The organism is Vibrio sp. G-C-1 (assembly GCF_021728015.1).
GTDB lineage: Bacteria > Pseudomonadota > Gammaproteobacteria > Enterobacterales > Vibrionaceae > Vibrio > Vibrio splendidus.
Genome location: NZ_JAKKCR010000008.1, coordinates 38591 through 63249 on the forward strand (window position 1 = coordinate 38591; position 24659 = coordinate 63249).

22 protein-coding genes are annotated in these 24659 nt (G+C 42.2%); 8 read left to right on the top strand and 14 right to left on the bottom strand.

Annotation, left to right across the window (positions count from 1 at the left end):
* Positions 1-249 precede the first annotated feature (249 nt).
* On the bottom strand, positions 250-1089 hold the full coding sequence (locus L3V36_RS13205; RefSeq protein ID WP_004730947.1) for a 2OG-Fe(II) oxygenase family protein: 840 nt from the start codon (positions 1087-1089) through the stop codon (positions 250-252).
* Positions 1090-1291: 202 nt separating this feature from the next.
* Here L3V36_RS13205 and L3V36_RS13210 point away from each other — a divergent pair, with 202 nt between their 5' ends.
* Positions 1292-1900: a DUF2238 domain-containing protein gene (locus L3V36_RS13210; protein ID WP_017092850.1), complete on the top strand. Its 609-nt coding sequence runs from the start codon at positions 1292-1294 to the stop codon at positions 1898-1900.
* Positions 1901-1981: 81 nt separating this feature from the next.
* On the opposite strand, the gene L3V36_RS13215 is transcribed toward L3V36_RS13210, so the two are convergent.
* The 5 genes from L3V36_RS13215 to L3V36_RS13235 form a co-directional block, all read right to left on the bottom strand.
* Entirely contained in the window at positions 1982-2233 is a 252-nt protein-coding gene (locus tag L3V36_RS13215; RefSeq protein ID WP_017082269.1) for a hypothetical protein, read from the bottom strand.
* A 21-nt stretch (positions 2234-2254) separates the two neighbouring features.
* Positions 2255-3163 (bottom strand): DMT family transporter, encoded by a 909-nt coding sequence (locus tag L3V36_RS13220; protein ID WP_208774837.1) that lies wholly within the window; start codon positions 3161-3163, stop codon positions 2255-2257.
* A 48-nt stretch (positions 3164-3211) separates the two neighbouring features.
* Positions 3212-4903: an SgrR family transcriptional regulator gene (locus L3V36_RS13225; RefSeq protein ID WP_102445891.1), complete on the bottom strand. Its 1692-nt coding sequence runs from the start codon at positions 4901-4903 to the stop codon at positions 3212-3214.
* Between the two features lie 154 nt (positions 4904-5057).
* Positions 5058-5291, bottom strand: coding sequence for a DUF3389 domain-containing protein (locus L3V36_RS13230; protein ID WP_004730938.1), 234 nt, complete (start codon positions 5289-5291; stop codon positions 5058-5060).
* Positions 5292-5367: 76 nt separating this feature from the next.
* Positions 5368-5793: a hotdog fold thioesterase gene (locus tag L3V36_RS13235; protein ID WP_004730936.1), complete on the bottom strand. Its 426-nt coding sequence runs from the start codon at positions 5791-5793 to the stop codon at positions 5368-5370.
* Positions 5794-5981: 188 nt separating this feature from the next.
* On the opposite strand from L3V36_RS13235, the gene L3V36_RS13240 reads away from it, so the two are divergent.
* Positions 5982-6770, top strand: coding sequence for a M48 family metallopeptidase (locus tag L3V36_RS13240; protein WP_208774839.1), 789 nt, complete (start codon positions 5982-5984; stop codon positions 6768-6770).
* An 85-nt stretch (positions 6771-6855) separates the two neighbouring features.
* On the opposite strand, the gene L3V36_RS13245 is transcribed toward L3V36_RS13240, so the two are convergent.
* Positions 6856-7938 carry a site-2 protease family protein gene (locus tag L3V36_RS13245; RefSeq protein WP_208774841.1) on the bottom strand — a complete coding sequence of 361 codons (1083 nt, stop codon included), beginning with the start codon at positions 7936-7938 and terminating at the stop codon, positions 6856-6858.
* A 356-nt stretch (positions 7939-8294) separates the two neighbouring features.
* Here L3V36_RS13245 and L3V36_RS13250 point away from each other — a divergent pair, with 356 nt between their 5' ends.
* The 3 genes from L3V36_RS13250 to L3V36_RS13260 all read left to right on the top strand — a co-directional run bounded on the left by L3V36_RS13250 (position 8295) and on the right by L3V36_RS13260 (position 12764).
* On the top strand, positions 8295-9542 hold the full coding sequence (locus L3V36_RS13250) for a porin (protein ID WP_102447387.1): 1248 nt from the start codon (positions 8295-8297) through the stop codon (positions 9540-9542).
* Positions 9543-9556: 14 nt separating this feature from the next.
* Positions 9557-11977: a VolA/Pla-1 family phospholipase gene (locus tag L3V36_RS13255; RefSeq protein WP_208774843.1), complete on the top strand. Its 2421-nt coding sequence runs from the start codon at positions 9557-9559 to the stop codon at positions 11975-11977.
* Positions 11978-12206: 229 nt separating this feature from the next.
* Positions 12207-12764, top strand: coding sequence for a PhnA domain-containing protein (locus L3V36_RS13260; protein WP_004730927.1), 558 nt, complete (start codon positions 12207-12209; stop codon positions 12762-12764).
* Positions 12765-12850: 86 nt separating this feature from the next.
* Here L3V36_RS13260 and L3V36_RS13265 read toward each other — a convergent pair whose 3' ends face one another.
* The 7 genes from L3V36_RS13265 to aspT form a co-directional block, all read right to left on the bottom strand.
* Complete coding sequence (locus L3V36_RS13265) at positions 12851-14011, bottom strand: BamA/TamA family outer membrane protein (RefSeq protein WP_208774845.1); 1161 nt, start codon at positions 14009-14011, stop codon at positions 12851-12853.
* Positions 14012-14270: 259 nt separating this feature from the next.
* Positions 14271-15176, bottom strand: a complete 906-nt coding sequence (locus L3V36_RS13270) for a LysR family transcriptional regulator (RefSeq protein ID WP_017081109.1) — start codon at positions 15174-15176, stop codon at positions 14271-14273.
* A 141-nt stretch (positions 15177-15317) separates the two neighbouring features.
* Positions 15318-15743, bottom strand: coding sequence for a hypothetical protein (locus L3V36_RS13275; protein WP_017087681.1), 426 nt, complete (start codon positions 15741-15743; stop codon positions 15318-15320).
* Positions 15744-15756: 13 nt separating this feature from the next.
* The gene (locus tag L3V36_RS13280) at positions 15757-16929 is read right to left on the bottom strand and encodes a patatin-like phospholipase family protein (RefSeq protein WP_208774847.1); all 1173 of its coding nucleotides are present in this window, start codon (positions 16927-16929) and stop codon (positions 15757-15759) included.
* 164 nt (positions 16930-17093) lie between these two features.
* A complete protein-coding gene (gene pdxY / locus L3V36_RS13285) occupies positions 17094-17951 on the bottom strand; it encodes a pyridoxal kinase PdxY (protein WP_017079209.1) in 858 nt (285 codons plus the stop codon).
* A 180-nt stretch (positions 17952-18131) separates the two neighbouring features.
* Complete coding sequence (locus L3V36_RS13290) at positions 18132-19727, bottom strand: bifunctional aspartate transaminase/aspartate 4-decarboxylase (protein WP_017081112.1); 1596 nt, start codon at positions 19725-19727, stop codon at positions 18132-18134.
* A gap of 89 nt (positions 19728-19816) precedes the next feature.
* Complete coding sequence (gene aspT, locus L3V36_RS13295) at positions 19817-21532, bottom strand: aspartate-alanine antiporter (RefSeq protein ID WP_102500772.1); 1716 nt, start codon at positions 21530-21532, stop codon at positions 19817-19819.
* 467 nt (positions 21533-21999) lie between these two features.
* On the opposite strand from aspT, the gene L3V36_RS13300 reads away from it, so the two are divergent.
* Genes L3V36_RS13300 through L3V36_RS13310 form a run of 3 tightly spaced genes read left to right on the top strand, consistent with a single transcriptional unit; the run spans position 22000 to position 24452 of the window.
* Positions 22000-22212 carry a DUF1656 domain-containing protein gene (locus L3V36_RS13300; RefSeq protein ID WP_017079206.1) on the top strand — a complete coding sequence of 71 codons (213 nt, stop codon included), beginning with the start codon at positions 22000-22002 and terminating at the stop codon, positions 22210-22212.
* A 10-nt stretch (positions 22213-22222) separates the two neighbouring features.
* A complete protein-coding gene (locus tag L3V36_RS13305) occupies positions 22223-23083 on the top strand; it encodes an HlyD family secretion protein (protein WP_017092840.1) in 861 nt (286 codons plus the stop codon).
* A gap of 13 nt (positions 23084-23096) precedes the next feature.
* Positions 23097-24452, top strand: coding sequence for an FUSC family protein (locus L3V36_RS13310; protein ID WP_017090882.1), 1356 nt, complete (start codon positions 23097-23099; stop codon positions 24450-24452).
* Positions 24453-24659: the final 207 nt, after the last annotated feature.

The window sequence follows — 24659 nt, forward strand, 5'->3', positions numbered from 1 at the left end:
AACCTACATCATAACCATTGGCGTATCTCTTTTAATTGAAAGCGATTTTCTGCGATTTGTCGAGCTAATGGACCAACAACTTTCAAACGCTTGGCTCAAAGGCACCCTTTCATCATGAAACTGAAAGTCATTAAGTGAGTGCAACCGCCATCAATGCAGAAATGATCCTGAAGTACAGGTACAAAAAAGGTCAGCAATTTAGCTGACCTTTGATATCTATACCAATTTTAGTACGAAATATTTCGCTAATTAGATAACGCCCAGTTCTCTTAGGCGCTCCATTAGGTACTCGTTTGCTGTGTACTTTTCTGACAGCACAACTTCCGGTTTCGGGTGAAGGAATAGAGGCAAAGAGATACGAGATTTCTCTTGGCGTTCACCTGATGGATTGATTACACGGTGAGTTGTCGATGGAAAGTAACCACCCGATGCCTCTTGAAGCATGTCACCAATGTTGATGATCATGTTGCCGAAGTCACATGGAACATCTAACCACTCGTCGTTTTGAGCTTTAACTTGAAGGCCCGGCTCGTTTGCTGCAGGAAGAACAGTCAGTAAGTTGATGTCTTCGTGTGCTGCTGCACGGATAGCGCCTGGCTCTTCGTCACCTTGCATTGGTGGGTAGTGAAGAACACGAAGCAGAGTCTGCTCACTGCCGTTGATCATTTCAGACAATGCGATAGAGAACTTCTCTTGTACTTCTTTAGGAGCATGAGCTTCAACCCATCCTAGAAGCTCTTGAGCAAAAGCATTCGCACGTTGGTAGTAATCTAGAATCTGTTCTTTTAGCTGCTCAGGAATTTGGCCCCAAGGGTATACGTGAAAGTACTCTTTGATGTCTTTTACAGTGTGGCCCTTAGCAACTTCAGACACTGATGGTGGAAAATATCCATCTTGTGTTTCAACATTAAAGTGGAAGTTTTCTTTCTCTTCAGAGATGAAGAATTGGTACCAGTTTTCGTAAATAGACTCAACAAGCTCTTTCGGGATTGGGTGGTTCTTAAGAACACCAAAACCAGTTTCACGTAGAGAGCGAACAAATTGTTCTGCTGCGTCGTCAGCAAGGTAATCGACAGTTTCCAGTTTCATGACTTTTCTTTCTTGTTATGTAGTGATGAAGCGATTTTAAGGATCGCTTTGTTGTAAATCAAACTTTTGTGAAACTCTCGCAACCGTTTGTCTAGATACTGGGCGATAAAGCCAGTTTTCAACAAATATGGTGATTACAGCCCAATTGAACACTGTTCAATATTGTGTAACACTAATAAAAACTTCGACGAGAGATCTCGATATGACAATTACGCCACTTGCTCAAAATCGACCATTGCTTTCATTAACGACGCTTTATCTGATTGTGTTTCTATTTTCAGCGTTTGCTCCCTCTTCAAGAGCGGTATGGATTGCCGAAATTGTTCCGGCTCTAGCGATATTGGTGGGTATCTGGTGGTTATCAACAAAGCTGACCTTCACTAAGACAGCCTACGTTTTGATGTTTATCTGGCTGATACTACATACGATAGGCGCGAAATATACCTTTGCAGAAGTGCCGTTTGAATGGTTTAACAACATGATTGGCTCTGAACGTAACAATTTTGACCGTGTCGCGCATTTCTCTATTGGCCTTTACGCTTACCCACTCGCTGAGTATTTGATTCGCAAGAAACTGGCTCAACCGGTACTGGCATGTTTCTTTGCCTTATTTGCGATCATGAGTGTTGCAGCAGGTTATGAGATTATTGAGTGGTGGTACGCCGAGATTGCAGGTGGTGATGAAGGTATCGCGTTCCTTGGCTCACAAGGTGATATTTGGGATGCGCAGAAAGACATGCTGTGTGATACAACGGGGGCTATTGTCTCGCTATTACTTCTGAAACTTCAAGGGCGAGTTAGAGCTCAGTAGTTCGTGGATAGCCCGCTCAACTTCTTGCTTATAAGTTATTTAAATGCCACACACAAACTGTGTCGTGGCATTTGTTCTTTTCTACTTCATAGTCACCTTGCCACCCACAAACTTGTAGGCTGGCGTACCTCGAACCAAGGTATCTCGCGCGAATTCAATCCCACATTCAGGGCACACACATGGCTCTTTAGTGAAATCTTCAACAATACGTTCCTTAAAACACTTCACGAGTGCACCTTTGCCACCTTTCCGATACTTAAAAAGTTGCGTTTTGCATTTCGCACAGAAAATCTGAACCGTTTTGGTCGGTTGTTTCTTGTTTGGTTTAGCCATAGAAGTTAATGATTGAACTCTTTATTTCTTAAGTTTAGGTGCGACAAGAACCAAGCTTATCCCGAGTAAAATAACGGTCGATGATATAATGAATTGCATGGTGACCGGCTCGGAGAGTAACAAGACGCCACCGAGTGTCGCGATAACCGGCACAGAAAGCTGTGCAATGGATGCGACCACTGTATTCAGCTTTTTCACCACGTAATACCACAAACTATAACCCACACCAGAAGCCACCGAGCCCGATATAACCGCGTAAATCAAACCTTGCTCAGTGATAGAGACTTGAGGCATTGCATTAGGTATTACAACTAGAAGGCTTAAACCTGCAAGGATAACTAGCGAGCTAAATCCAAAGTTAGCGGTCGTCGATTGCAGTGCGTTTAAAGATTTCTTCCCTGCCAATGTGTAAATACCCCACCCAACTCCGGCCAGAGACATCAAGATGATAGAAACTAAGTCTGGTGCCTGTGTCGATTCAGTTGGCATTAACAAGTAAACAAGCCCTACCACCGATAACAAACATCCGCCCCACTCAAGTAATGACATCCTGTTTCCAGAGAACAAGTGCGCGGCAATCATCGTAAATTGTACTGCGACAAACAACACCAGAGCACCAAGACCTGCGCCAAGCTCTAGGTAAGCAAATGAGAAACCAAACATATACACAAGCAGTGACAATATTGATGTGAATTGAAACTGTGACTTTAGCTTTGTATATACCGATGTGCTGTTGTTTGCTAGCTCTTGCTTAGATTTTGATTGGGAAGATAAAGTGAATAAAATCAGAAGTGTAAGCGCACCAGACAAGATGCGTACGATCGAAAAGCTCAAAGGATCAATCGTTTGATCCATTAAAGCCCAGCGACACAAAACTGAATTAGCAGCAAAGGCCACCAGCGTAATAAATGTAACTATCACAGTTTGCATCGTGTTGTCCTAATTGAGTTGTTTGGTCCTAATAAGTGTTCTTGGGTTTCAATCAACGTCAGGCTTCACCCAAACTTGACTAAAGTCGAACCAACCTAATGCATTACATTTCGCGTTCTGCAACGTGCCACATTGATCTTTGTTAACGCCCAACCAACAGTGGAACATCGGAATTAACTGATTGCTTTGCACCAGTTGTTTACCTAACTGTCGTGCTGGGAATTGCTCGAATTCGCCTGAACGCCAACGATCAATCATATGACACCATTGGTCGAAGTCTTCAGCTGGGCTAGATTCATCAAGAAAACTGTAGTCCATTAACCAGCCGGCCAATGCATCGTCTCTGTTGTTAGCTATACCCATAGGATTAATCCAAATATCAACATTATCGGCGTGTGGAGGATCGGTTTCGTAACCGATAAGCTCAACATCGACATTATATTGCTTCAACACGGTGACAATCGCTTTGGCAAGTGTTGGAAACATCGGGTGTTGGCATTGGTACGCCAATCTAATGGTTGGTTTCACATTTGCTGGTGGACAGACTGGCGTGTTTAACTTTATGTCATACCAACCAGGTTTTATCCCATAGGCGTGCAGAACGCCCAAATCGATGACGGTCTCTTTTGGGATATGAACAAACAGATCAGCTGCATTCAATGCGTTAGACAAAAACTCCGCCCATGCGGGATCTTGTGCGATGCCCTTCTTTCTATTCAACAGTAAATACGTACAACCGGGATCAAGCTCTACTTCATCACTATCACCACGGTCGGCCATCACCGGTTTCGAAAGGCTTGGGTAAACCATAGAGGAATACGCTTCATCAACCACCCAAACCTCAACGCGATCAATCAACGGCCTGAAACCAAAGTATCCGTTGAAAGCCGTTAGTACGAGTTGCTTCTCATCGTTCTTCTCAATGCGATACGGCCCCGTACCAATTGGTCGAATATCGTAGTCTTCGCCACGTAAAATCATCGGTAAAGTGACCTTAGCGACCGACTCCGTGAGCGCGAGTGGGAAATACTTATCTGGGCGCGTTAAGAAGACATCGACCACGCAATTTGCGGGTGAAGAGACATCTTTAATATGCGAGAACAAATTGAGTGGTTCGAGCGCAAGAAGCGTGTCGACAACATGGTTCGTTAATAGAGGCTCCCCGTTATGAAAACGGACACCCGGCCTTAAGAAGAATCGCCATTGATAGTCACTGATTTTTTGCCATGAATGAGCAAGATCGGGTTGTAACTGATCATTTTCATCCAGTCGCGTTAACCCACTGAAGACTTGGCAGGCAATATGCTGCTCTGAACGTCGCATCGATTTTGTAGGGTTAAGCATTGAGAGCGGTCGGTAATAAGGCAAACGAATGACCTGCTCACCTTCTTGATATTGCACACCCAAATAGTTTTGAATAACCTGAGTAAGCTTGGCAGCATTGTGGTCAAGCACTGACAGCGCCTGACCAATTTTACCTTCCTGTAAGTACCGCCTCGCTAAGTTTTCACTGACATCGCAACGATTCTGCTTAAAGATAAGTTGAGATAACTTACCTCGGCCAGCTGCCGGTAGCCATTCTACCCAGCCTTGTTCTTCAAGTTTGTTGAGTACCATTCTTGCATTACGACGCGTACAACAGAGTACATCTGTTATGTCATCGAGCTGAACATCAGAATCTTTACCATCGAAGTATTCAAACAGGGTTTCAAATTGAACGCGAAGTCTTGGGCTGCTCATAAAGAGGAAAACTTATTCAAAGGACATTGAATTCAGTTTCCCTATTTTAAGACGTAAAATCAATCTTACTGACGTGTTTTTATTGCGAATTATTGGGTATGACGTCCCAAGATTTTATTCAAACAGAATGGCTAAGTACTTTTGCAGCATACGGTTACATCACATCGCAGCCGATTTCATTGGCGATGTCACGAAGCTGTTGTTCATTATCTAATTTAATTGACCACTTGCACTCAGAGCCATTCGCCGAAATGACATTTGCCCCTTTTCCAATTAATTGAATCGCATCAACTTGCGCTTGCAGCGTGACTCTATGTTCACCATCTAAACGAACAACCAGCTCATGTGCGGTTGCGATAACTTTTCCACTTTTAAACGTTATGACCATCGGTTTCTCTAGCTACTTCTTTGAAATACAAATTACTATTTTCTAAATAGAACACAGTTAACTGCTGCCGACTCTATTATCGCTTATGTTTCTTCACGGCAATCGTTAATCGACTCGTACAAACTAAGCGTTGACGCTCGTCAGTGATATTGATTTGCCATACTTGGGTAGAGACACCCAGATGAATAGGTTCAGCAGTACCGATAACATGGCCTTCACGCATTGATCTTACGTGATTCGCGTTGATATCTAATCCAACGCAATAGTAGCCTTCTGGTACGCAGAAATTAGCCGCCAATGAGCCAAGCGTTTCCGCTAGCACAACCGATGCGCCGCCATGAAGCATGCCTAGTGGTTGGTGCGTAAAATGACAAACTGGCATGGTTGCCACTAAGGAATTGTCGTTTACTTCTGTGTAAACAATGTTGAGATGCTCAATTAAGGTGTTTTTTGAGGTCGCGTTGAAGGTATCTAGGTCAACGGGCTTTTTCCAAATACTCATATGGGTTCCTTAATTATTGACTTTATTAGTGCGTGAATCGCTTTATTAGTAACTGAATAGCTTCATTATCGTTAATAGTGATCTTAACGATAACCATGTTTTTAAATACAATACTTATCTTACAGCTCTTAGTTATTACGCAAGTTGATGTTAACATGCATAAAAACCGAATACACAGAGGATATTGTATGACGTCATGGATGAAGTTTGCCTCGCTTCTCACACTTGCAGGCCTAACCGCATGTAGCGCTTCCCCGACAGGAAGAAACCAATTACTGCTTTTTTCTGATCAAGACATGTCTCAACTTGGGGCGCAATCTTTTGAACAAATGAAGAAAGAACAGCCAATAAGTAAAGACGCGAAAACAAACGCTTATGTACAGTGCGTTGCAAATAGCATTACTCAACATATTCCAAAACAAGGCTTTAGTGAATGGGAAGTTGTTGTTTTTGATAGCGACCAAGTGAATGCCTTTGCTTTGCCGGGTGGCAAAATTGGCGTATACACCGGGTTACTTAAGGTAGCGGTCAATCAAGACCAACTCGCAACGGTTATCGGACACGAAGTGGCTCACGTACTCGCTGACCACAGTAATGAGCGTCTCTCTCAGTCTCAAATCGCTAATGCTGGTTTATCCATTACCAGTGTTGCGTTAGGCGCATCAGAATACAAACAGTACCAAGGAATGACAATGGCTGCCCTAGGTTTAGGTGTTCAATACGGGGTTATTCTACCGTATGGCCGAACTCAGGAATCAGAAGCCGATGTTGTTGGTTTAGAATATATGGCTCAGGCTGGGTTCGATCCTAAACAGAGCGTCGACTTGTGGCAAAACATGGCGAAAGCATCAGGTGGTAGCCAACCGCCAGAATTGCTGTCTACGCACCCTTCCCACAGTACGCGTATCAAAGATCTACAGGCGACGATAAAAACGTTACCTCAATCGGGTTCACCAAGACCAAATTGCAAAGCGTAATCTAACATTTGTTTAGACGCTAAACTTCGAATACAAAAATGCCCTATCCATATTGGTTAGGGCATTTTTTTGTTTTTGATTCTTGTTAAGTACCAAGAATTTGCAATGGTAGGCTTAATAGCTGATCACCTGTAGATGCAAAATACCAGATAACACCGATCAAACTGCTCACTAAACCCACATACCAAACAAACGACACGACTTGACCGTATTTGTCTAATGGCAGCAAGTGACTGTGGTGACGCCCTTTCCATTCGAATAGTATTTCCACACTGCCCATGATCAATAAGAAACCAAACAAGGTTAAGTTCAACTGGTAACTCAATACAACGCCAGCAACGGCTGCTGCAACACAAAGCACAATGCCAAGCACACTGTTCATCGAAAAACTGATACTTTTCAGTACATGTCCGCCATCGAGAGGCAAAATCGGTAATAGATTAAACAGGTTTAATAACGCGTTAAATACCGCAAGCCCCGCGAAGAACATTTCGCCAGTCGCCCAGTACAACACCATAAATATCAACGACAATATCAAGCCAAACAATGGTCCCATGATCGAGATAACCACATCTTGCCAGCGCGTATTGATCTTTTCGTCGGATAACGCCAAGCCACCAAGGAACGGTATTAAATAGATGCCTTTGGTCTTCATTCCAAAGTATTTCATTGCTCTGATGTGGCCATATTCATGAAACATAAGGCAAGCGATCAAGGCTAAAGCGAACTGAATTGAAAATAGCCATGAGTAAGCAGCTAAACTCGCAGAGGCAAGTACCACCTTGATTAACTTGGCACTCTTGAGGGCTTTCATTCCCAGCGAAACTAACCCAATTAAGCTAAAACGCTTCTCTGGTTTTGGTGCGACAACCGGGGTTTGTTGCTCGATATCTTTAGTATTGCGATTGCCTTCGGTAACGGTTTGGCCATTCACGGTCGCTTTATAGGTCATCTCAAACGGTTGCCACTGAACGGTCGCCTCAACGTGACACTGCAACGTTTCTTCACCTGCGCGCAGAGTAAATGCATGCGTTCGAGCGTCATCTTGATCTGTGGTTGCGTCTAATTGGGACACCAAAGTATTGTCCCAATACAACTGTTGCCACCCTGCCATTGACCCCTCTAAACGAAGTGGTTTTCCAAGAAACTCTATCGCGAGTAATTCCAAACTTTAATTCCAATTTAATGACTATCAATATGAATCGATATTATGCCGATTTAGCGATTAACGGTAAACATAAACAAAGTTGTTACATATTGAGCAGTTGAACACTATTTATACCAACACCTAACATAAACATTCTGGTCACACCTCCAACCACTCACAAATCATTGATTGTAGTTATATTATTAGTGTTAGAGTGCCGCCCCTTAAAAATATTACTTCACAAAATGATAACTCATTCTTTGACTTTATATTAAACATGAATTTAACATGCTGTTTACATTAGAGCTTAAGCACCAACACAGCTCAGTGTGTTTTCAACAATAAGAATGAGATTTGATGCCCTAGGAGGGTCAAGGATGAAAACAATACAACGCTCTCTCGTTTCACTTTCTGTGCTATTTGCATGTAATTCACTTGCGGCTGGTTTCCAAGTTGCTGAGCACTCTGCCTCAGGTCTTGGTCGCGCATTTTCAGGTGAAGGTGCTGTAGCTGATAACGCGAGTGTACTAGCGAGAAACCCCGCCGCAATGACCCTATTTGATACAGCCCAATTTTCAGGCGCGGTTTCTATCGTTGATCCAGAGGTTAATGTGTATGACGTGGACAATAACGAACACTCAAAAGATGTTGCCCCATTGCAAGTCGTACCAGCCGCGTATTACATCAGCCCGATCAACGATAAGTGGGCTTGGGGTATTGGTATGTTCACTAACTATGGTGTTGCTACTGATTACCCTGATGACATCTCGGCTGGTGATATGGCTGGTGATACGTCCCTGTTATCTGTCAATCTAAATCCAAATATTGCATATCGCGTTAATGAATCATTTAGCGTCGGTGCAGGTTTAAATCTTGTGTATGCGGAAGCTGAACTTACTCGCCACAAAGGTGAGCTAGCAGATTGGGTTGGTGGAAATCAATCTGACAAACTTATTGGCATGACTGGTGAAACTTTTGCCTACGGTTGGAACGTTGGTGCGATGTATGAGCTGAACGAAAACAATCGCTTTAGTATCGCTTACCGCTCTTCTGTTGATCTTGATTTCGATGACGGTGAATTCACCAGTTACGACTCAGGTAGGGCAACATCTCCCAAGGTTGATGGTCGCTTACAAATAGAGCTACCTGCAATCTTAGAGCTTTCTGCATTTCACCAACTTAACGAACAATGGGCAATTCATTACGGTTGGCAACAAACTGATTGGAGTACTTTCAAAGAGCTAAAAGCAACGAGTCCAGATTGTACCGATAACGGTGTGGCTGGCCAGTGCTTCTATAAACCAGAAAAATATGAAGACAACAATCGATATTCATTAGGTGCGACCTATAAACTAAACAGCAAGTGGACATTAAGAGCTGGTTACGCTTATGACGAACAAGCTGGTGAAGCAACGCTCAGTATCCCGGATAGTGACCGTATGTGGTACAGCGCTGGTTTCACTTATGCGTGGAGCGAAAACATGACTGTCGATGCCGGATTTGCGCTTGTAGTAAGTGATGAAGGTGAGTTCACAGAGACAAATGGTGCTCAGCAAGAAAGAACGTTCGAAGCCGAAGGTACCGCTTATCTTTCGTCAGTTCAGCTTAATTACACATTTAACTAAATCAGGGTCGCATCATGAAACGTAACTTTAAGATATCTCTATTATGTTCCGCGATTCTGCTAGCAGGTTGTGGTGACAATACTGAAAGCTCGGGGACAAGCAACCAACAACTCGAAGCTTATTTAGAAACTTCTTTAGCAAGAGCTACAACGCAAAAAATGCTCTTGCAAGGCAGTAACGCATCTGTTCCTTTAAGTAATAACCTATTATTCGACTCTACAGATGGAACGTTAGCGATCCCTACTGGTGGAGACGAGAGCATTTCAAACCCAAAAGCAGCACTGAACTATGCCGATGGTTTTTCGACAAGCATGCCAATTTACATCGAGTTTGAAGGTGATGGTTTTGGTGATACCCCTGGAGTTGTTACTTCTGGAGTTACATTGTTGAAGCTTTCAAAAAAGCTAACAGACACATCCACAGCGGCTCAAGTACCAACACCTGTTGCTAGCTCTGAATACACAGTTTACAAAGTAGGCTCAAATCTAGCAATTACGCCGAATACTCCTTTTGATGAGAAGTCTGAATATTTGCTTGTTATTACTGATGACGTTACAGATGTAAATGGTAACCCAGTAGGTACATCGCAAAGCTATGCGGCTCTCAAAACAGCAACGAAAACATACACCACCGGAGATCTAGCGAGTGCGCAAACTTTAATTAAAGGCCAAGAAGCAATAGCAGCTGCTGTCGGTGTTGACGCCAATAAAATTGTCTATTCAGCTTGGTTCACTACAACTTCCGTTGGCGATGTACTTGCCTCTACAGCATCGTTGATTGGTGGAATGATTGATGCTGGAGCCCCACTTTCGACTTATTGGAATGGCAGCGCAAACCCAAATAGTGTCGATCTGTCAAACGCTTATAATCTTAGCCTAGATTCTTCATCAACAGTTCCGTTTGCCACAGCAATCGCTGCCGATGCAAACTTCAAGAAATATCTCGGAGATGATGACGCTACAGAAACTGCGACCTTAATTGGCGGAATAAACCTCCTCTACTCTAATGGTGTTATCAGTACTACAACTGTAAATGTGACTAAAGGTACCATTCAGCTTCCTTATTTCTTGGAAACAGATCCAAGTAAGTTTTCTGTTACACCATTTGCCTCAGCGTTGGACAGTTTAGCTGTTATCAAAAGCGCACTAACGGATAGCTCTACAAGTTCTTTCGTTGGTGGAGAGTTGGTTAAATTGGGATTAGACCCAACAAACCTTAGCGCAGCTGATGTCACGACTTTAATGGGAAAAACACTCACAAAGGACGCAAGTGGAACAGCTCTAGATAGTGATCGCATTGTCACTCAGTATTCACCAATACCACAAATTAAATCACTTGAAGCTGTTGATGTGCTTTTGTTTACACCCACAACTGGCACGCCTTCAGGTGTAGTCATTTATCAGCACGGTATTACCTCTGTAAAAGAAAACGCGTATGCATTCGCTGCTAATTTAACGGCCGAGGGTCTTGCAGTGATAGCGATTGATCACCCTATTCATGGCTCGCGTTCGCTTGCTGGCGGTGCTATATCAACTAACGATAATGCACTGTACTACTTGAATCTAAGTGCTTTGCCTGTTGCCCGTGACAATATTCGTCAAAGTGCGCTTGATGTAATAGGTCTTCGTATGGCACTTGAAAAAGTGGGTAATGATTTTACTGGTACACCATTAGCCGGAGTTGATGTAAAAGACACAACCGTTAAGTTTATGGGTCACTCATTGGGTGGCATTACCGGATTTACTTCTGTTGCTACATCAGAAATTGCTGGCACACATAAATTTAGCTCGGCGGTATATGCTAATTCAGGTGGACACATTGCTGAATTGTTGTTCGCATCGGAAACCTTTGGCCCTGAAATTAAACATAATTTGGCTAAACAGCTGAATACGGCTTACAAGGATTCAGTCGCGACAGCTTGTGCAACCAACAACATTAAAGATGGTGATTGTTACACCGCTTTTGCTAAGGAAAATCCAACTAGCGCCGCAGCAATTGAAACTGAATTAGTTGCATTTAAAGTCGCCGCTCAAACCCTTATTGACACGGTCGATCCACATTCACTAGCAAACACTGAGGACCTGTCATCATTTAGCTCTAGCTATCCAACGTTGTTGATACAGTCGCAAAATGATGAAACGGTACCAAACAATGGCAATGATGATAATGGTGCACCGTTATCATATACAGCTTCATTTGTTGGCTCTGAAGGGTTAGATTCGACGTTAGGATTGACTGACTCAACAAAAGCTAGCCCTTCAACTGGGAATCGTGTGTTTGTTCAATATAACGAAATAGCAAAGCACTCCACGATCATCGGACCGCAAGCAGACCTTTCTGATGCCACTCATACCCTATCAATGAGAGCTCAAGTAGCTGATTTCTTAGAATCGGATAGCCTTGATGCAGCAGCACCGGATGTTTTATTGGAATAACTAAGACTTAAGCTTTTTAACTAAACCAAATGCCAGCCTAACCGCTGGCATTTTTGTATCTATCGACACCCCATCGTCCCTAGTTAACCGTTTGCATAGAACCTTAAAACACAAATGGTTGATCTCAGCTAAAATTAATCAAGACAGAATACCGTACGACCTCTTTCTTTATTGTAAATAAAGTGGATAATAGCCCCGTAATTTAATACCTAATAAATGTGAGTCCATTATGTCTTCTGAAGCTACTATGCTAGAACGCTGCCAATCTAAATGTGAACTATGTGGTTCTGATTCTTCTCTTACTGCATACGCAGTACCGCCACACAGCCACGTAACAGTGGATCACGGCATCATGGTATGTGACAAATGCCTGGGTGAGATTGACGATCCAAAAGATATCAACCACTGGCGTTGTCTAAGCGACAGCATGTGGAGCCAAGAAGCGCCAGTTCAAGTAATGGCATGGCGTCAACTTACTCGTCTGAACTCTGAAAGCTGGGCTCAAGACGCGCTAGACATGATGTACCTTGAAGAAGAAACATCAGTTTGGGCACAAATCGGCATGTCTGCTGATGACAAGCCTCTTGATGTGAACGGCGTTGAACTTAAAAAAGGTGACGACGTAACAGTAATCAAAGACCTGCCAATCAAAGGTACTAACCAAGTGATTAAGCAAGGTACTGTTATCCGTGGCATCAGCGTTGGTGACGATCCTAAGCTTGTTTCTGGTAAAACAAACGGCGGTCAATCAATGTACGTAATCGCTGAGTTCTGCCGTAAGAAGTAATTCTTCTCTTAGCTGAACAAAATCTAAAAGGCGCTAATGAATAATTAGCGCCTTTTTTGATTGGAAAATTCAAACCAATTTTTTTGTCAGAATCCACTGCCTATATTAAAGTAGACGGCACTTTCTTCATGGCTTTGTGCGTAATCCATCCCGATATGTAAACCATACCTACGAGCAATTTGATAACGAAAGCCTACTCCACCTGCGCTCACCTTGTTACTTTGTTCAGCTCGCTCTGATGCTTTTCCTGATCCATAGAAGCCTGATACGTTCCAACGATGGCTTATGCTGTAAGTTAGCTGCCCTTGAAGTGTCTCAATTTCATCTCCCTGATAGCGAAATGAGGAAACACCTCTTAATTCAACATATGGCTTGGCTGTTGGAGAAACGAACCCATCATCTTGCTCATAGCTTTGATAATTACCCGCTAGCCCAAGCGTCCACTTTTCTGCGACTGGGATGTAACCTTCGCCTTCAATATTGAAGTTACGGTAGTTTGAATCACTACCAATAGCATCATCAAAAACCATGTAGTCCGCTGAAAACCGGTACCCGTTCTTTGGATAGAACAAGTTATCTCTTGTATCAAATTCAGCTTCAATACCTAAGCCTGATGTCACCGACTCTGTGCCTAAAGTGAGTTCCATTAACTTATCAATCAAGCGATTATCAGATTCAACTTTAGACTTGGCTAATAACTGTTTCACGCCAATCATCCAGGGCGTGTTTCCAATTCTAAATTGCACCTTTTGCGACAGTACAGCGACTGACGTTTTTGTACCAAATTTAAGGTCTAACTCTTTCCCGCCAAGAGAAAGCTGCTTATATAAATCAAGATTCGCAACACCAAAACCACCACCACCAATATAACGTATTGAATCATTCACCCAAGATCGTCTATGGCCACCGAATACAAACCAAGTATCATTCTCAGTCCCCAAAGCACCTACGACACTCATCGCAGACGGAACGAGTTGCGCCCCTCCATCAATAGCCTTTAACGCAGCTTCTTTACGGACACGTTTTTCTTCTTCACTCTCATGTAGAAACAACCCAGCAACACCGCCACCGTACCCAACGGCAGGTTCTGTAATTAAGATAGGTATGGGTAAGAATCCAGTCGCATTTTCCGCGATGTGATGCCCCATATCAAACTGACCGTCCACTGGGTCGTAAAAGGATGCCATAGAAGTAAAAGGGGTCAATAAGGAGCTTGAGAATAACGCAAGCACACCACAGCGATTCATATAAATTGCCTCAAAAAAAAACCGAGGACTGAGCCTCGGTTGAAAGTTTGCTTCCGTGCAATAAACATTGAAATTAAGAACTTTTTGCTGCTAAGAGAGTTCCTCATCAGCACGGGCATAATAACCAGCTTTGTATATTTGCCCTACTCCCATATGGAGGATGTCGCCCTACAAAATTAAAGAACTTTCTAGATGACAGAAACGCAAAAGGCTCATATAAATGAGCCTCTATTAATAAGTTACTTACGTTCTTGCTCTGCTAATCTCGCTTCAATACTCGATCAACATGTTCTTTTATAACAGATAAAACCGATAATTTTACTTCCCTCATTTGCTTAGAGTGATGGCACCAAAGCGCAAAACCGAATTTGAATCCTTGGTGCATTTCAGACGACTGTATAGGTTCAATGTCGTAATGGGAAAATTCAGAATGAGCAAACGTTTTTGGTAACAATGCCCACCCTAAACCGGCTTCAACCATTTTAATAACTAACGCCAATTGATCGACTTCTTCGTTATCGGAGCTGATGGTTACTTTTTCTGACATTCCCTCCTCAATAAACGATCTCAAGATAAACTGCTTTGAATTTCTTAACGCTAAAAGTACATCCTCTTTCGCCAAAGATGAGAACTCACCATTTTTTTGAACGAATGGGGAAAATTCAATGTGACCTAGAAAAGTCGCATCAAAGCTGTGTATACCACGGCTGTCATGCACATTGACTAGTCCAAAGTGGTATTCTCCGCTTTGAAGGCCCTTCTTAATATCCTTTTTGTTTCGAATTAAAAAGTTCACTCGCATCATCGGGAAATCACGACGCAGTTTCTTTCGAATATCCAAAAGCATTTGATGAGGTATCACACCAGAATAAGCAAAGGTGATGTTTTCCAACCCGCCATAAGACAAGCTCAAAGCCACCTTGTCGAATGTTCTTGCCTGTTCAATCGTTTGCTTAGCGTAGTGGTACAGATGATGACCATCTTCCGTCGGCTTTACAGAGCGTCCAACCCTTTCAAATAGGCTTACCGCGAGTTGGTCTTCAAGATTAGTTATAACCTGCCCGATTGTCGTTCTATGCTTGTTAAGTTTGACTGCTGCCTTGCTGAAAGACAGTTGGTCATAGACAGTCACAAAAGCAAGAAGTTGTTCAATACTAAAGTTCATAATGAAGTACTAATTTTTCTCGAATCATGTATTTAAACTATCACAAGAACGCGTAATTGCTACTAAGCAACGAAAATAACGCCATGACTAACATGCTGGATAGAAAAGAAACCTACTGAATTGAGTAGGTTTATAGAACGCTTATTTATATTCGATGACACGCGCTAAGTAATTAAATTCACCTGAGTCTCCATGATAATCTCGGTATACATCAACACTGAAATAGCTCGGGCGATCTTTCTCAATATGTTCCATTAACTTTTGTTCTAAGAACTCGAGGCTATCGCCAGTTTGTGAGTAAACAAATTTTTTGCCCACTTTTTGTAGTTGCAGCGCGTTTGCCTCATCATGAGAAACGTAATTGTTTATCTCTGTCCATTCGCCAACGTATTCAATAGAAACATAACTCGAATTCTCATCAATCATAATAATGGCCGAATCTTCATGTACTCGTGTCATTTGTTGCATTTGGTTATCTACGTGATGTTGCTCAGCTTTCGTTAGGTTTTGCGCCATAACGCTCGTTGACATGCTTAGTAATAGTAACGCCAGTGTTGTGTTGTTCATTTCTTTGCTCTTTTTATTGTGGTAATTCAGTGACCCAAAGCTGCCCTTGAGTCGCTTTATTGAAGCCGTATTGATAAATTGCTTTCAAGTAGTGCTCGTCAAACATGTCTTTTGAGCGTTTGGCAAATCCAAAGTCTTTTTCGATATAGGTAAATTGCATTTTGATGTCATTCAGTTCACTGAAGTATTTCATTCGATAAAGGTCTCCTCGCGTCTGTGCCAACGTCAAGCTTGTTAAACTTTTTGCTACCAAATCCAACCCCTTATCTTGTAAACGATGATAAGGCGCTTTAAGAGCCCCATTTCTAATTACGTCTAATTGGGGAGGTGTTTCGAGGTCTAACGCTTCAGATATCTTTGTATAATCAAAATTTGATGGATTAAAAAACACTTGAGCAGCAAGGCCACCATCAACATGCAACTCTTCATATGTCTTTCCGTCTAGTTCTGCATTGATGAACTGCGGTGGAAAAACCCCGGGGATTGAAGCACTTGCGGCTAACACTTTGTATACGAGTTCCGCCTTATCTGGTCGTTCACTGTTAGCAATGGCGCCTAAATTCCAAATAACCAATTCTCCGGAATCAAAATGCGTACTACCAATGAATAGGCGTTTACCATTTCGATGTTGTTGAGCGATTTGGTCGATCATTGATTCCGGATAAGCATTGGCAATGAATTGGTATAAATGTTCACCGTCAGTAAAGGCGTCTTTGAAAACCGTGTTTAGAAAATTCTTTTTCCCTAATATTGCATCGTCGTTTATGTCGAGCATGACGTTTTTCATATCACGTAGCGCATCTCCGCCGATGAAAGCAAACGGCGCAATCAACGCCCCCGCGCTAATGCCTGTGATAATTGAATAGTCTTTGAGTTGTCCTGACTCCTTTAGTCCCATCAAAACTCCAGCCCCAAATGCCCCATTCGCCCCTCCACCAGAAAGCGCGAGTATATTTAAATGTTCGCCACTCACCTTAATCGGGGTTGTTTTGTTATATTCAGAATAGAGAAAATCAGGGGTTTCATTCGCCCACGTACGTAATGGCTCATGAGAAGGTGTCGCTGCAACCGTTACGTCTCGATAATTATCCTTAGAAACTCTTGCATCTAAGGTGTGAGGAGAACTACACGCCACTAAGAAGGCGGACAGCAGGACAGTAAAAACAGAGTAAACTCGGCGATTCATATTTGGACTCATTTCATCTTCTCCGGTGCTTTCCAGAGTTTTGTTTCAAGGGTAAGAAATAAATGAAGTCCGTTTCTTCTGTCGAATAAATATAAAACGAATCGACGAGTTTAAATAATCACGTATGTAGGATGTAACCCTTCGAAAAAACACCCGATAAGGTGCTATGCAATTTTAACAACATTGAAATCACTCGTTGGTTCTACGAATTCATATTGAGCATTGATGGTTTGTAGCTCCCAAGTACCATAACTTTTAGTTACTTCTAATACCCCATAGACCGCATTATGTGCGTGACGAAAAGCGGCAACAGGCGACATGCGTTTAACTAAACATGCGGTGAACAGCCCTGAAATTAGGTCACCAACACCTACAGGTTGTCTAGGAAAATCGATATTTGGTCGCTGAGCTAGATAACAGGCTTTAGGTGTCGCCAAGATCATGCTGAAAGCTTCGTCAGGTAATGAATGGAGATGTTTTACTAGAACGATTTTCGGGCCCAGTTCTAACGCTTTTTTGCATGCGGTCACTGCATCGTACAAAGAGTTGATATTGATACCCGTAAGTTCCGTAAGTTCAAATTGATTCGGAACAATGACATCAGAGATGGGTAAAAGATGCTCGACAATCGCTGCCTTAACACCGTCATCAACAATGCAACCTTTGTCCGGGTCACCCATTACTGGGTCGCATACATACAAAGCATTTTTATTGCGTTCTTTGACTAAAGTTACTGATTCAGCAACAGCCCGACACTGGTCTGCACTCCCTTGATAACCCGATAATACAGCGCCGCATGCTCGCAAAGAGTCAATGTTATCAAGCCCTTTCATCAAGTTTCGAATGTCATCTGATGTAAACTTTTGCCCAGTCCAACCCTGTGTATACTGTGTGTGGTTGGAAAACTGTACAGTGTGAATCGGCCATACATCTAGCCCCATTCTCTGCATCGGAAACACTGCTGAACTATTACCAGCGTGACCATAAACAACATGAGATTGGATCGAGATAATACTTTTCATAGGTCACTCTTCTTTAGTGAGATCGATTGACGACTAAATAAACACAACAGATTAATTGGATTTCACTGTGCTTATTTGGTCGGAATAGCCCCGACGGTGTCGAGGCTTATTCTTTATAATGTAAACCGTTGAGTTAATAGGACCGGTAAGTGAATAGAACCACTAACTCATTAGCGATTATTAGCCTTGAAACTCAACAAAGTGTTCATCAAGTACTTTACGAGTCGCGCGGCCAATTAGCTCGTATTCATGGTGAGTTAGGTTAGCGAGTGATACACGAACTGATGCATGTACCGTGTCGAAACCCTTGCCTGGCAGCAAAATAACGCCCGTTTCATGCGCAAGACGGAATAGGAAATCTTTACCTTTGCCATTTGATTTGAACCAATCGACAAACGCGTCGCCGTACAACTTGCCACCTAAAGTATCCAGCTCAAGCAGTGTGTAGTAATCAACGCGATCTTTGTTCTCTTCAACTTCAAGACCCATGTTTTTGTAAAGCGTAATGTAACGTTCACGGATGATGCGTTTACACGCCGCTTTATAGCTGCCTTCAGAATCCATAAGGCATGTTAGGGCAAACATTGCCATTTGCACTTGTTGTGGTAATGACAAGCCAGCAGTGTGGTTCAATGCAACGCTTCGGCTATCTGCCACAATACGATCGATGAATTTGATGTCGCGAGGTTCAGGAGACAACGTTTTGTAACGGTCATCAAGCTCACATTGTTTCTCTTCACTGAATGAGCTCAGTGTGTCGTCGAATACATTTTTGTGCTGAATCCCGATAGTACCTAAGCGCCAGCCAGTTGCACCGAAGTACTTAGAGAATGAATAAACACAAAGTGTGTTGTATGGTAGTTTTGCAAATAGAGAAACGAAATCGTCAGCAAACGTGCCGTATACATCGTCGGTAATGATAAATAGATCGTTGCGTTGCTCATTTACAAATTTTGTTAAGTTATCTAGCGTTTCATCCGAAAATTTCACTGATGCCGGGTTCGCCGGGTTAACGACACAAAGCAGTTTAATGTCTGTATCTGCTAGTTTTTCAATTTCAGACATTGGTAGTTGCCAAGTTGTCTCATCAAGGCGTAGTTCGACGATCTCTAGCTCATATTCAGAAAGTTCAGGTATTTCTAAATAAGGAGTAAAGATTGGTGTGATCAACGCAACCTTGTCGCCTTTTTTAAGTAAGCCGTTGTTAAACATCGTTTGGAATGTATAAGTCATTGAAGCGGTTCCACCTTCCGTTGCAAACAAATCAAAATCTGTTGTCATTGGTGTTGGGCCGTACATTTCTTCAGCGATGTATTGTTTAACTACTTTCTCAATGTTTACCAACATACGCGGTGGTACTGGGTAGTTACACGCAAGGTAAGCGAGAACGAGTTCGTTTAGGAACGCTTGTTTTTGGATGCCTAGACGATCTTTTGCGTAGCTTAGTGCGCGCTCGATGAACTGAACACCTTTGTCGTTTTGGTATTCTTTTGCAAATGTATCGAAACGCTCAACAATACCTACGCCGTCAGGAATACCACCAAAATCACCACCAAGGTATGCATAGTTACGTTCTGCTTCATTAACAGCGAATTCACCAAGGCGAATAAACGCTTTACGTGGTAGTGTCGCTAAAAAATTAGGGTTACCACGACCAGCATCTAATAGCGCGCGGTCAGGCACTGTTTGTGCTACTTCGATTAGTTTATCTTTTAATTCAAATGGGCTTAAATCTTCGAATTTTGAGAAGTCGATTACTGTATTTTGTGTAGTCATAATATTTACCTAATTATATATTTACTAAATTTTGGGAATACTTACCCTATCGACCAAATATTTAGCCGATAAGTTATACTGTTTATTATTTACATGCCTGCGTTTAAAGTAATTACACCGACGATGATGGGGCCCCACAATGTAAGTAGGACATTAGCTACTGCGTAAGTTACTGTGAAAGTAAATACAGGTGTTGCATTGCCTGTTTTTTCCATTAATGCCGCAAAGCCAGGGTTTGCGCTGCGTCCGCCAGTCACACAACCTAATGCTTCTACCGGATTCTTAATTTTCAACACAAAGTATGAAAAGAAGAATGATATAAGTTGCGGAATAATGGTTACAGCAGCACCTAAGAACAATAATGACATACCGTGTTCTTTGATGGTGTCAACGGCTTGTGGTCCTGCTTGCAGACCAACAATTCCAACAAAAGCTGCCAGGCCAAAGTCACGAATAAAGTTAACGGCTCCAACTGGAAACTGTGCAATGTGAGGGTTTCTGCTACGAATCCAGCCAACGAATAAACCAGAGATCAAACAACCTGCACCAGAGCCGATCGTTACTGGGATACCAGCGATTTTAAAGCTAATCAAACCAATAAGCAGACCAACAACCATACCCAAACCAAGAATCACAAAGTCAGTCATGCTTGCTGAGCCCATGCGCTGTCCAATATTTTTCTCTACGCGATTAATATCATTTGCAGTACCAGTGACTTGAATAATGTCATTTTTCTTAACAACCAATTCCGGTGTCAATGCAAGCGGTACGCCTTCACGGATGTAATCAGTAATGTAAACACCACGATATAAACCTTCGTTTGAGTGTTGTTTGATCTCTCGAAGAGATTGTCCGACAAGCTTACGGTTATCTGCGATCAGCTGTCGATTTTCTTCTATAATTTCATAGCTTTCAGGGAGAGATACTTCTTTGCCATGAGCGCTACCCTGTAACTCTTGAACCGCATTTCTACGACCGGTAACAACGATGATGTCACCTTCTTTGAGTACTGTGAACTTGTCCGCATTAAGCTCATGTCCATCACGCTCAATCAATTCAATACAAGCAGAAAGCGATGTGTCATTTAACTGTGCTAAGGTATTTCCGACTAACTTGTCTCCAAAACTGACTTTAAACGCACGGGTAACTAATGCCGTAACCGCATTAAATTCACCAGGTGCCAGTTCGCGTTTACCGCTAGAGTTTTTTTCTTCTAAGGCTATCGCTTCAGCTCGAATGTCCCACTTCATCAGTGTTGGGAATACCCAGGTAACCATTAGGATTGGACCTAAAGAACCAAAGATGTAAGTTACTGCATAGCCGACAGCAACATTGGTTTGCATTAGGTGTTTTGCTTCTTCTGATACCCCACCAAGGCGAGCGATAGCATCACCAGCGGTACCAATAATTGCAGACTGTGTGAGACCACCAGCGGCTAGGCCTGCAGCCGTACCTCTATCGAGGTCAAATAACCATGCGGCAGCTAATACACAGAGTAAGCCCGACACTGTCATCACGACAGCTGAAAGTAATATATTGATGGTTCTAAAGTTAAGTGCTTTAAAGAACTGAGCACCACCTTGATAACCAACTGCATATATAAATAGCGCAAAGAAAATACTTTTCACGCCTGGGTCAATATCAACACCGAATTGTCCGATAATTACACCCATTAATAATGTCCCGGCAACACCGCCTAAAACAAATCGACCAATGGTAATCTTACCGACCATATAACCGAGAGAGAGTGTAATAAATAGAGCGACAAATGGGGCCATATCAAATAGATTAGAAATGATGTCCATGACAAATTTACTCTTATGTTAAATTAAGGAATAAATAATCGAACGAATAAATTAGTAATGATATTTGTTGGATTATTAAAGCATCTCGTTGCTTCGAGACGAATATTAGTTAGAAAAGAGTATTCAATGTAATCCTTTTTGATGGACTCAATCATCGCATGTTCAATAATTAAGCGACATCATCATTTTAGAAATGAAGATTTCACTATATTACAGTGAGTTACAATAAAAATAATTGTTTTGAATTTTGTAGATATTTTTAAAAGTAACCGTTATTTGTTTCTTACCTCTATTTATACATCTGACAACCTCGCTTTACGTATCCACTTCACTTCGTATTGATAGGCTTATCCGGCAAATAGAAAGTCGATTACGCCTATTGATGGATCAGGTCCTCTAAACACGATTATCACGTTCAGCCTAACTACCGTATCGTTCCATTCATCAAACAAATAGAGAACAAAACCATGAACACCATGCCGCATGAGCTCGTATGGGGAGAGGTTTACTTTCCACCGCTGTTACTGGTTGTCGCATTGGCTTATGTGTTGACGATATTAACCGGCTCAATCACAACCAGATTAGGACTTCATAAATATGTCGCGTTTCCTGCGTTAGCTGAATTGAGCCTAATCGTCATTTTTACTGGCATCGTCGGCCAATTTATTACCATTTTTTGAGGCAATTCCTGTGATAAAACGTTATCTCATTACACTCCTATTATTCGCAGCCGCTGGTACTGTCATCTATAGCTATTACCAATCTTATTCAAGCAACCCTTGGACTAGAGACGGCCAGGTCAGTGCTTATATTGTCTCTATAACACCACGTGTTACAGGCCAAGTAACCAAAGTCCATATTGATGATAACTCTCAAGTGGTCAAAGGCGATATTCTGTTCGAAATCGACCCAAGCCTTTACCAAGCCGCCTATCACAAGGCCTTAGCGTCTCAAAAACAAGCCTTAGCATTACTTTCCAAAGCAAAGAATGAAGAGCAACGCGCACTTAACTTAGAAAAAAGAACGCCAGGTGCTATACCAGTTTTAACGCTAAACAACCTCAGTAATGCGGTTGAGACTTCCTCCGCGAACGTTCAGCTAGCTAAAGCAAACGTCGAAGAAGCACAACTTAACCTTGAGTATACAAAGGTGTATGCACCAACTAATGGTTATATCACTAATCTAAGCCTTCGTGAGGGTTCTCAAGCAGTCGCAAACTCGCCAGTTGTCGCGTTAATTGATGAGGATAGCTTTTGGATTGAAGGTTATTTCAAAGAAACGGATCTTGTTGGCGTTGACGCGCAAGACAAAGCATACGTAACGTTAATGATGCACAACAAAATCCAGTTAGAAGGTCACATTAAGAGCATCGGTTTTGGTATCGCAAAACAAGATGGGAGTACCGGTAATGACTTGCTGCCCAACGTAAACCCAAATTTCCAATGGATTCGCCTTGCGCAACGTATTCCAATTAAAGTGAAGTTAGACCATATTCCTGATGAATTACAGCTTCGTGTTGGTATGACAGCTTCTATCAAAATTATCAAATAATTGGGTGTTTTCTATGTTCAATGCGTCGACTAAAGAAGCGATAAAAGCGGCGTTCTCTATTGTTATCGCTATATGCTTAGCACTATGGTTCCAATGGGAAAAACCTTATTGGGCAGCGATTGCAGTTGCAGTGATGGCGTTGAATGAGAGCTTTGCTCACTCTATAAACAAAGGGCATAACCGGTTAATGGGAACCTTGTTAGGGACCGGTTATGCCTTTTTCCTCATTGCGATGTTTTCACAAGACCGATTTTTGTTTCTGACATTTTTTACATTGTTCTTAGGCACTTGCATTTTCATGTCTAGTGACGAGAAATATGGCTATGTGTTTTCAATTGGTTTCGCAGTCTGTTCGATTATTTCTTGTATGGGCGGGTTTGATAGCCAAGTGACCTTCCATTTTGCCGTGCTACGTATACAAGAAACCATACTTGGTATCGTAACTTTTTCTATCGTCTATCGTTTAATTTGGCCAGTCAACACAGAGTTAAATTTTATACAACGATTTGAAACCAGTAGAAATTCACTATTAGAAATAATGGAAAACCTAGACAACATCGACATCAACGCACTTGAAAGTAACACCGCCAATATTGATAAGTTGTATCAACTTTTAGATTTGCCACTTACTGGTAGTTACCATCTTAAAGAGAACAGCCAAACATGGCGCTTACGTATCAACGAGATGGCGCATATACAAGATACATTACTTGAGCAAAGTCACAGTGAATCTGACTTGGGTATTCAATGGGCCGTTATTACCAACAACTTGAAGAGCTTTAATACACTAACACCAGATCAATCACTTATTGAAGGTGAACCCAATGTAATGGGCGATAATAAAGACGTGTCTTGGCATCGCGCTCATCGTACGTTTGTTCAACATTTGAATGAAGACGGACGCAAGGTCCTACAAGGTGTGTCGATGTTCGTAACTTCGCTATTGATATGGATATATCTTCCAATGCCGGGTGGCTTTATTTTTCCAATGCTTGCGGGCGTTTTTTCTTCAATGGTACCTACAATGCCACCGAGTATCATCAAAGATGCATTTTTCGGCGTGCTTGGTACAGGTTCAGTGATCTTACTTCAATACATCTTCGTGATGCCTTTGATGACCGAGCTTTGGCAACTTGCCCTATTCTACTTCGTTAATATCATGGTGATATGGAAAGTCTTCGCGACACCTAAACTAATGGTACATCGAATATTGGGTATTAACTTATTGGTGGTTCTTACATCTGGTGCACTCAACCTGACACCAGTCTATCAAATAGAAACACCACTATTAATGTTGGTCAATATCTTAATCATTTTGATGATAGCGAAACTATTTACTGATCTATTCAGAGTAAAAGTGACGGTTTAAAATTACGCCTGCACTACCTCATAAACATGTAACGGCCTGCCAAGCATATTGCTTCGCAGGCCGTTTTCCTTTCTATTTACCTGCCTGCCTTATGAACACATTAAGTTTTAAAATCAATTAGTTGCCAAAGAATACCACTGAAAAGCAATTAAGTGAGGATGGCGTCCATCAAACGCGATTAACGACATTTCCACCCTCACCTTAGAA

What these genes read in the sequence shown, in the direction of transcription:
- L3V36_RS13205 (WP_004730947.1), bottom strand. Translation starts at nt 1,089, where the DNA reads ATGAAACTGGAAACTGTCGATTACCTTGCTGACGACGCAGCAGAACAA.
- L3V36_RS13210 (WP_017092850.1), top strand. Translation starts at nt 1,292, where the DNA reads ATGACAATTACGCCACTTGCTCAAAATCGACCATTGCTTTCATTAACG.
- L3V36_RS13215 (WP_017082269.1), bottom strand. Translation starts at nt 2,233, where the DNA reads ATGGCTAAACCAAACAAGAAACAACCGACCAAAACGGTTCAGATTTTC.
- L3V36_RS13220 (WP_208774837.1), bottom strand. Translation starts at nt 3,163, where the DNA reads ATGCAAACTGTGATAGTTACATTTATTACGCTGGTGGCCTTTGCTGCT.
- L3V36_RS13225 (WP_102445891.1), bottom strand. Translation starts at nt 4,903, where the DNA reads ATGAGCAGCCCAAGACTTCGCGTTCAATTTGAAACCCTGTTTGAATAC.
- L3V36_RS13230 (WP_004730938.1), bottom strand. Translation starts at nt 5,291, where the DNA reads ATGGTCATAACGTTTAAAAGTGGAAAAGTTATCGCAACCGCACATGAG.
- L3V36_RS13235 (WP_004730936.1), bottom strand. Translation starts at nt 5,793, where the DNA reads ATGAGTATTTGGAAAAAGCCCGTTGACCTAGATACCTTCAACGCGACC.
- L3V36_RS13240 (WP_208774839.1), top strand. Translation starts at nt 5,982, where the DNA reads ATGACGTCATGGATGAAGTTTGCCTCGCTTCTCACACTTGCAGGCCTA.
- L3V36_RS13250 (WP_102447387.1), top strand. Translation starts at nt 8,295, where the DNA reads ATGAAAACAATACAACGCTCTCTCGTTTCACTTTCTGTGCTATTTGCA.
- L3V36_RS13255 (WP_208774843.1), top strand. Translation starts at nt 9,557, where the DNA reads ATGAAACGTAACTTTAAGATATCTCTATTATGTTCCGCGATTCTGCTA.
- L3V36_RS13260 (WP_004730927.1), top strand. Translation starts at nt 12,207, where the DNA reads ATGTCTTCTGAAGCTACTATGCTAGAACGCTGCCAATCTAAATGTGAA.
- L3V36_RS13265 (WP_208774845.1), bottom strand. Translation starts at nt 14,011, where the DNA reads ATGAATCGCTGTGGTGTGCTTGCGTTATTCTCAAGCTCCTTATTGACC.
- L3V36_RS13270 (WP_017081109.1), bottom strand. Translation starts at nt 15,176, where the DNA reads ATGAACTTTAGTATTGAACAACTTCTTGCTTTTGTGACTGTCTATGAC.
- L3V36_RS13275 (WP_017087681.1), bottom strand. Translation starts at nt 15,743, where the DNA reads ATGAACAACACAACACTGGCGTTACTATTACTAAGCATGTCAACGAGC.
- L3V36_RS13280 (WP_208774847.1), bottom strand. Translation starts at nt 16,929, where the DNA reads ATGAATCGCCGAGTTTACTCTGTTTTTACTGTCCTGCTGTCCGCCTTC.
- pdxY (WP_017079209.1), bottom strand. Translation starts at nt 17,951, where the DNA reads ATGAAAAGTATTATCTCGATCCAATCTCATGTTGTTTATGGTCACGCT.
- L3V36_RS13290 (WP_017081112.1), bottom strand. Translation starts at nt 19,727, where the DNA reads ATGACTACACAAAATACAGTAATCGACTTCTCAAAATTCGAAGATTTA.
- aspT (WP_102500772.1), bottom strand. Translation starts at nt 21,532, where the DNA reads ATGGACATCATTTCTAATCTATTTGATATGGCCCCATTTGTCGCTCTA.
- L3V36_RS13300 (WP_017079206.1), top strand. Translation starts at nt 22,000, where the DNA reads ATGAACACCATGCCGCATGAGCTCGTATGGGGAGAGGTTTACTTTCCA.
- L3V36_RS13310 (WP_017090882.1), top strand. Translation starts at nt 23,097, where the DNA reads ATGTTCAATGCGTCGACTAAAGAAGCGATAAAAGCGGCGTTCTCTATT.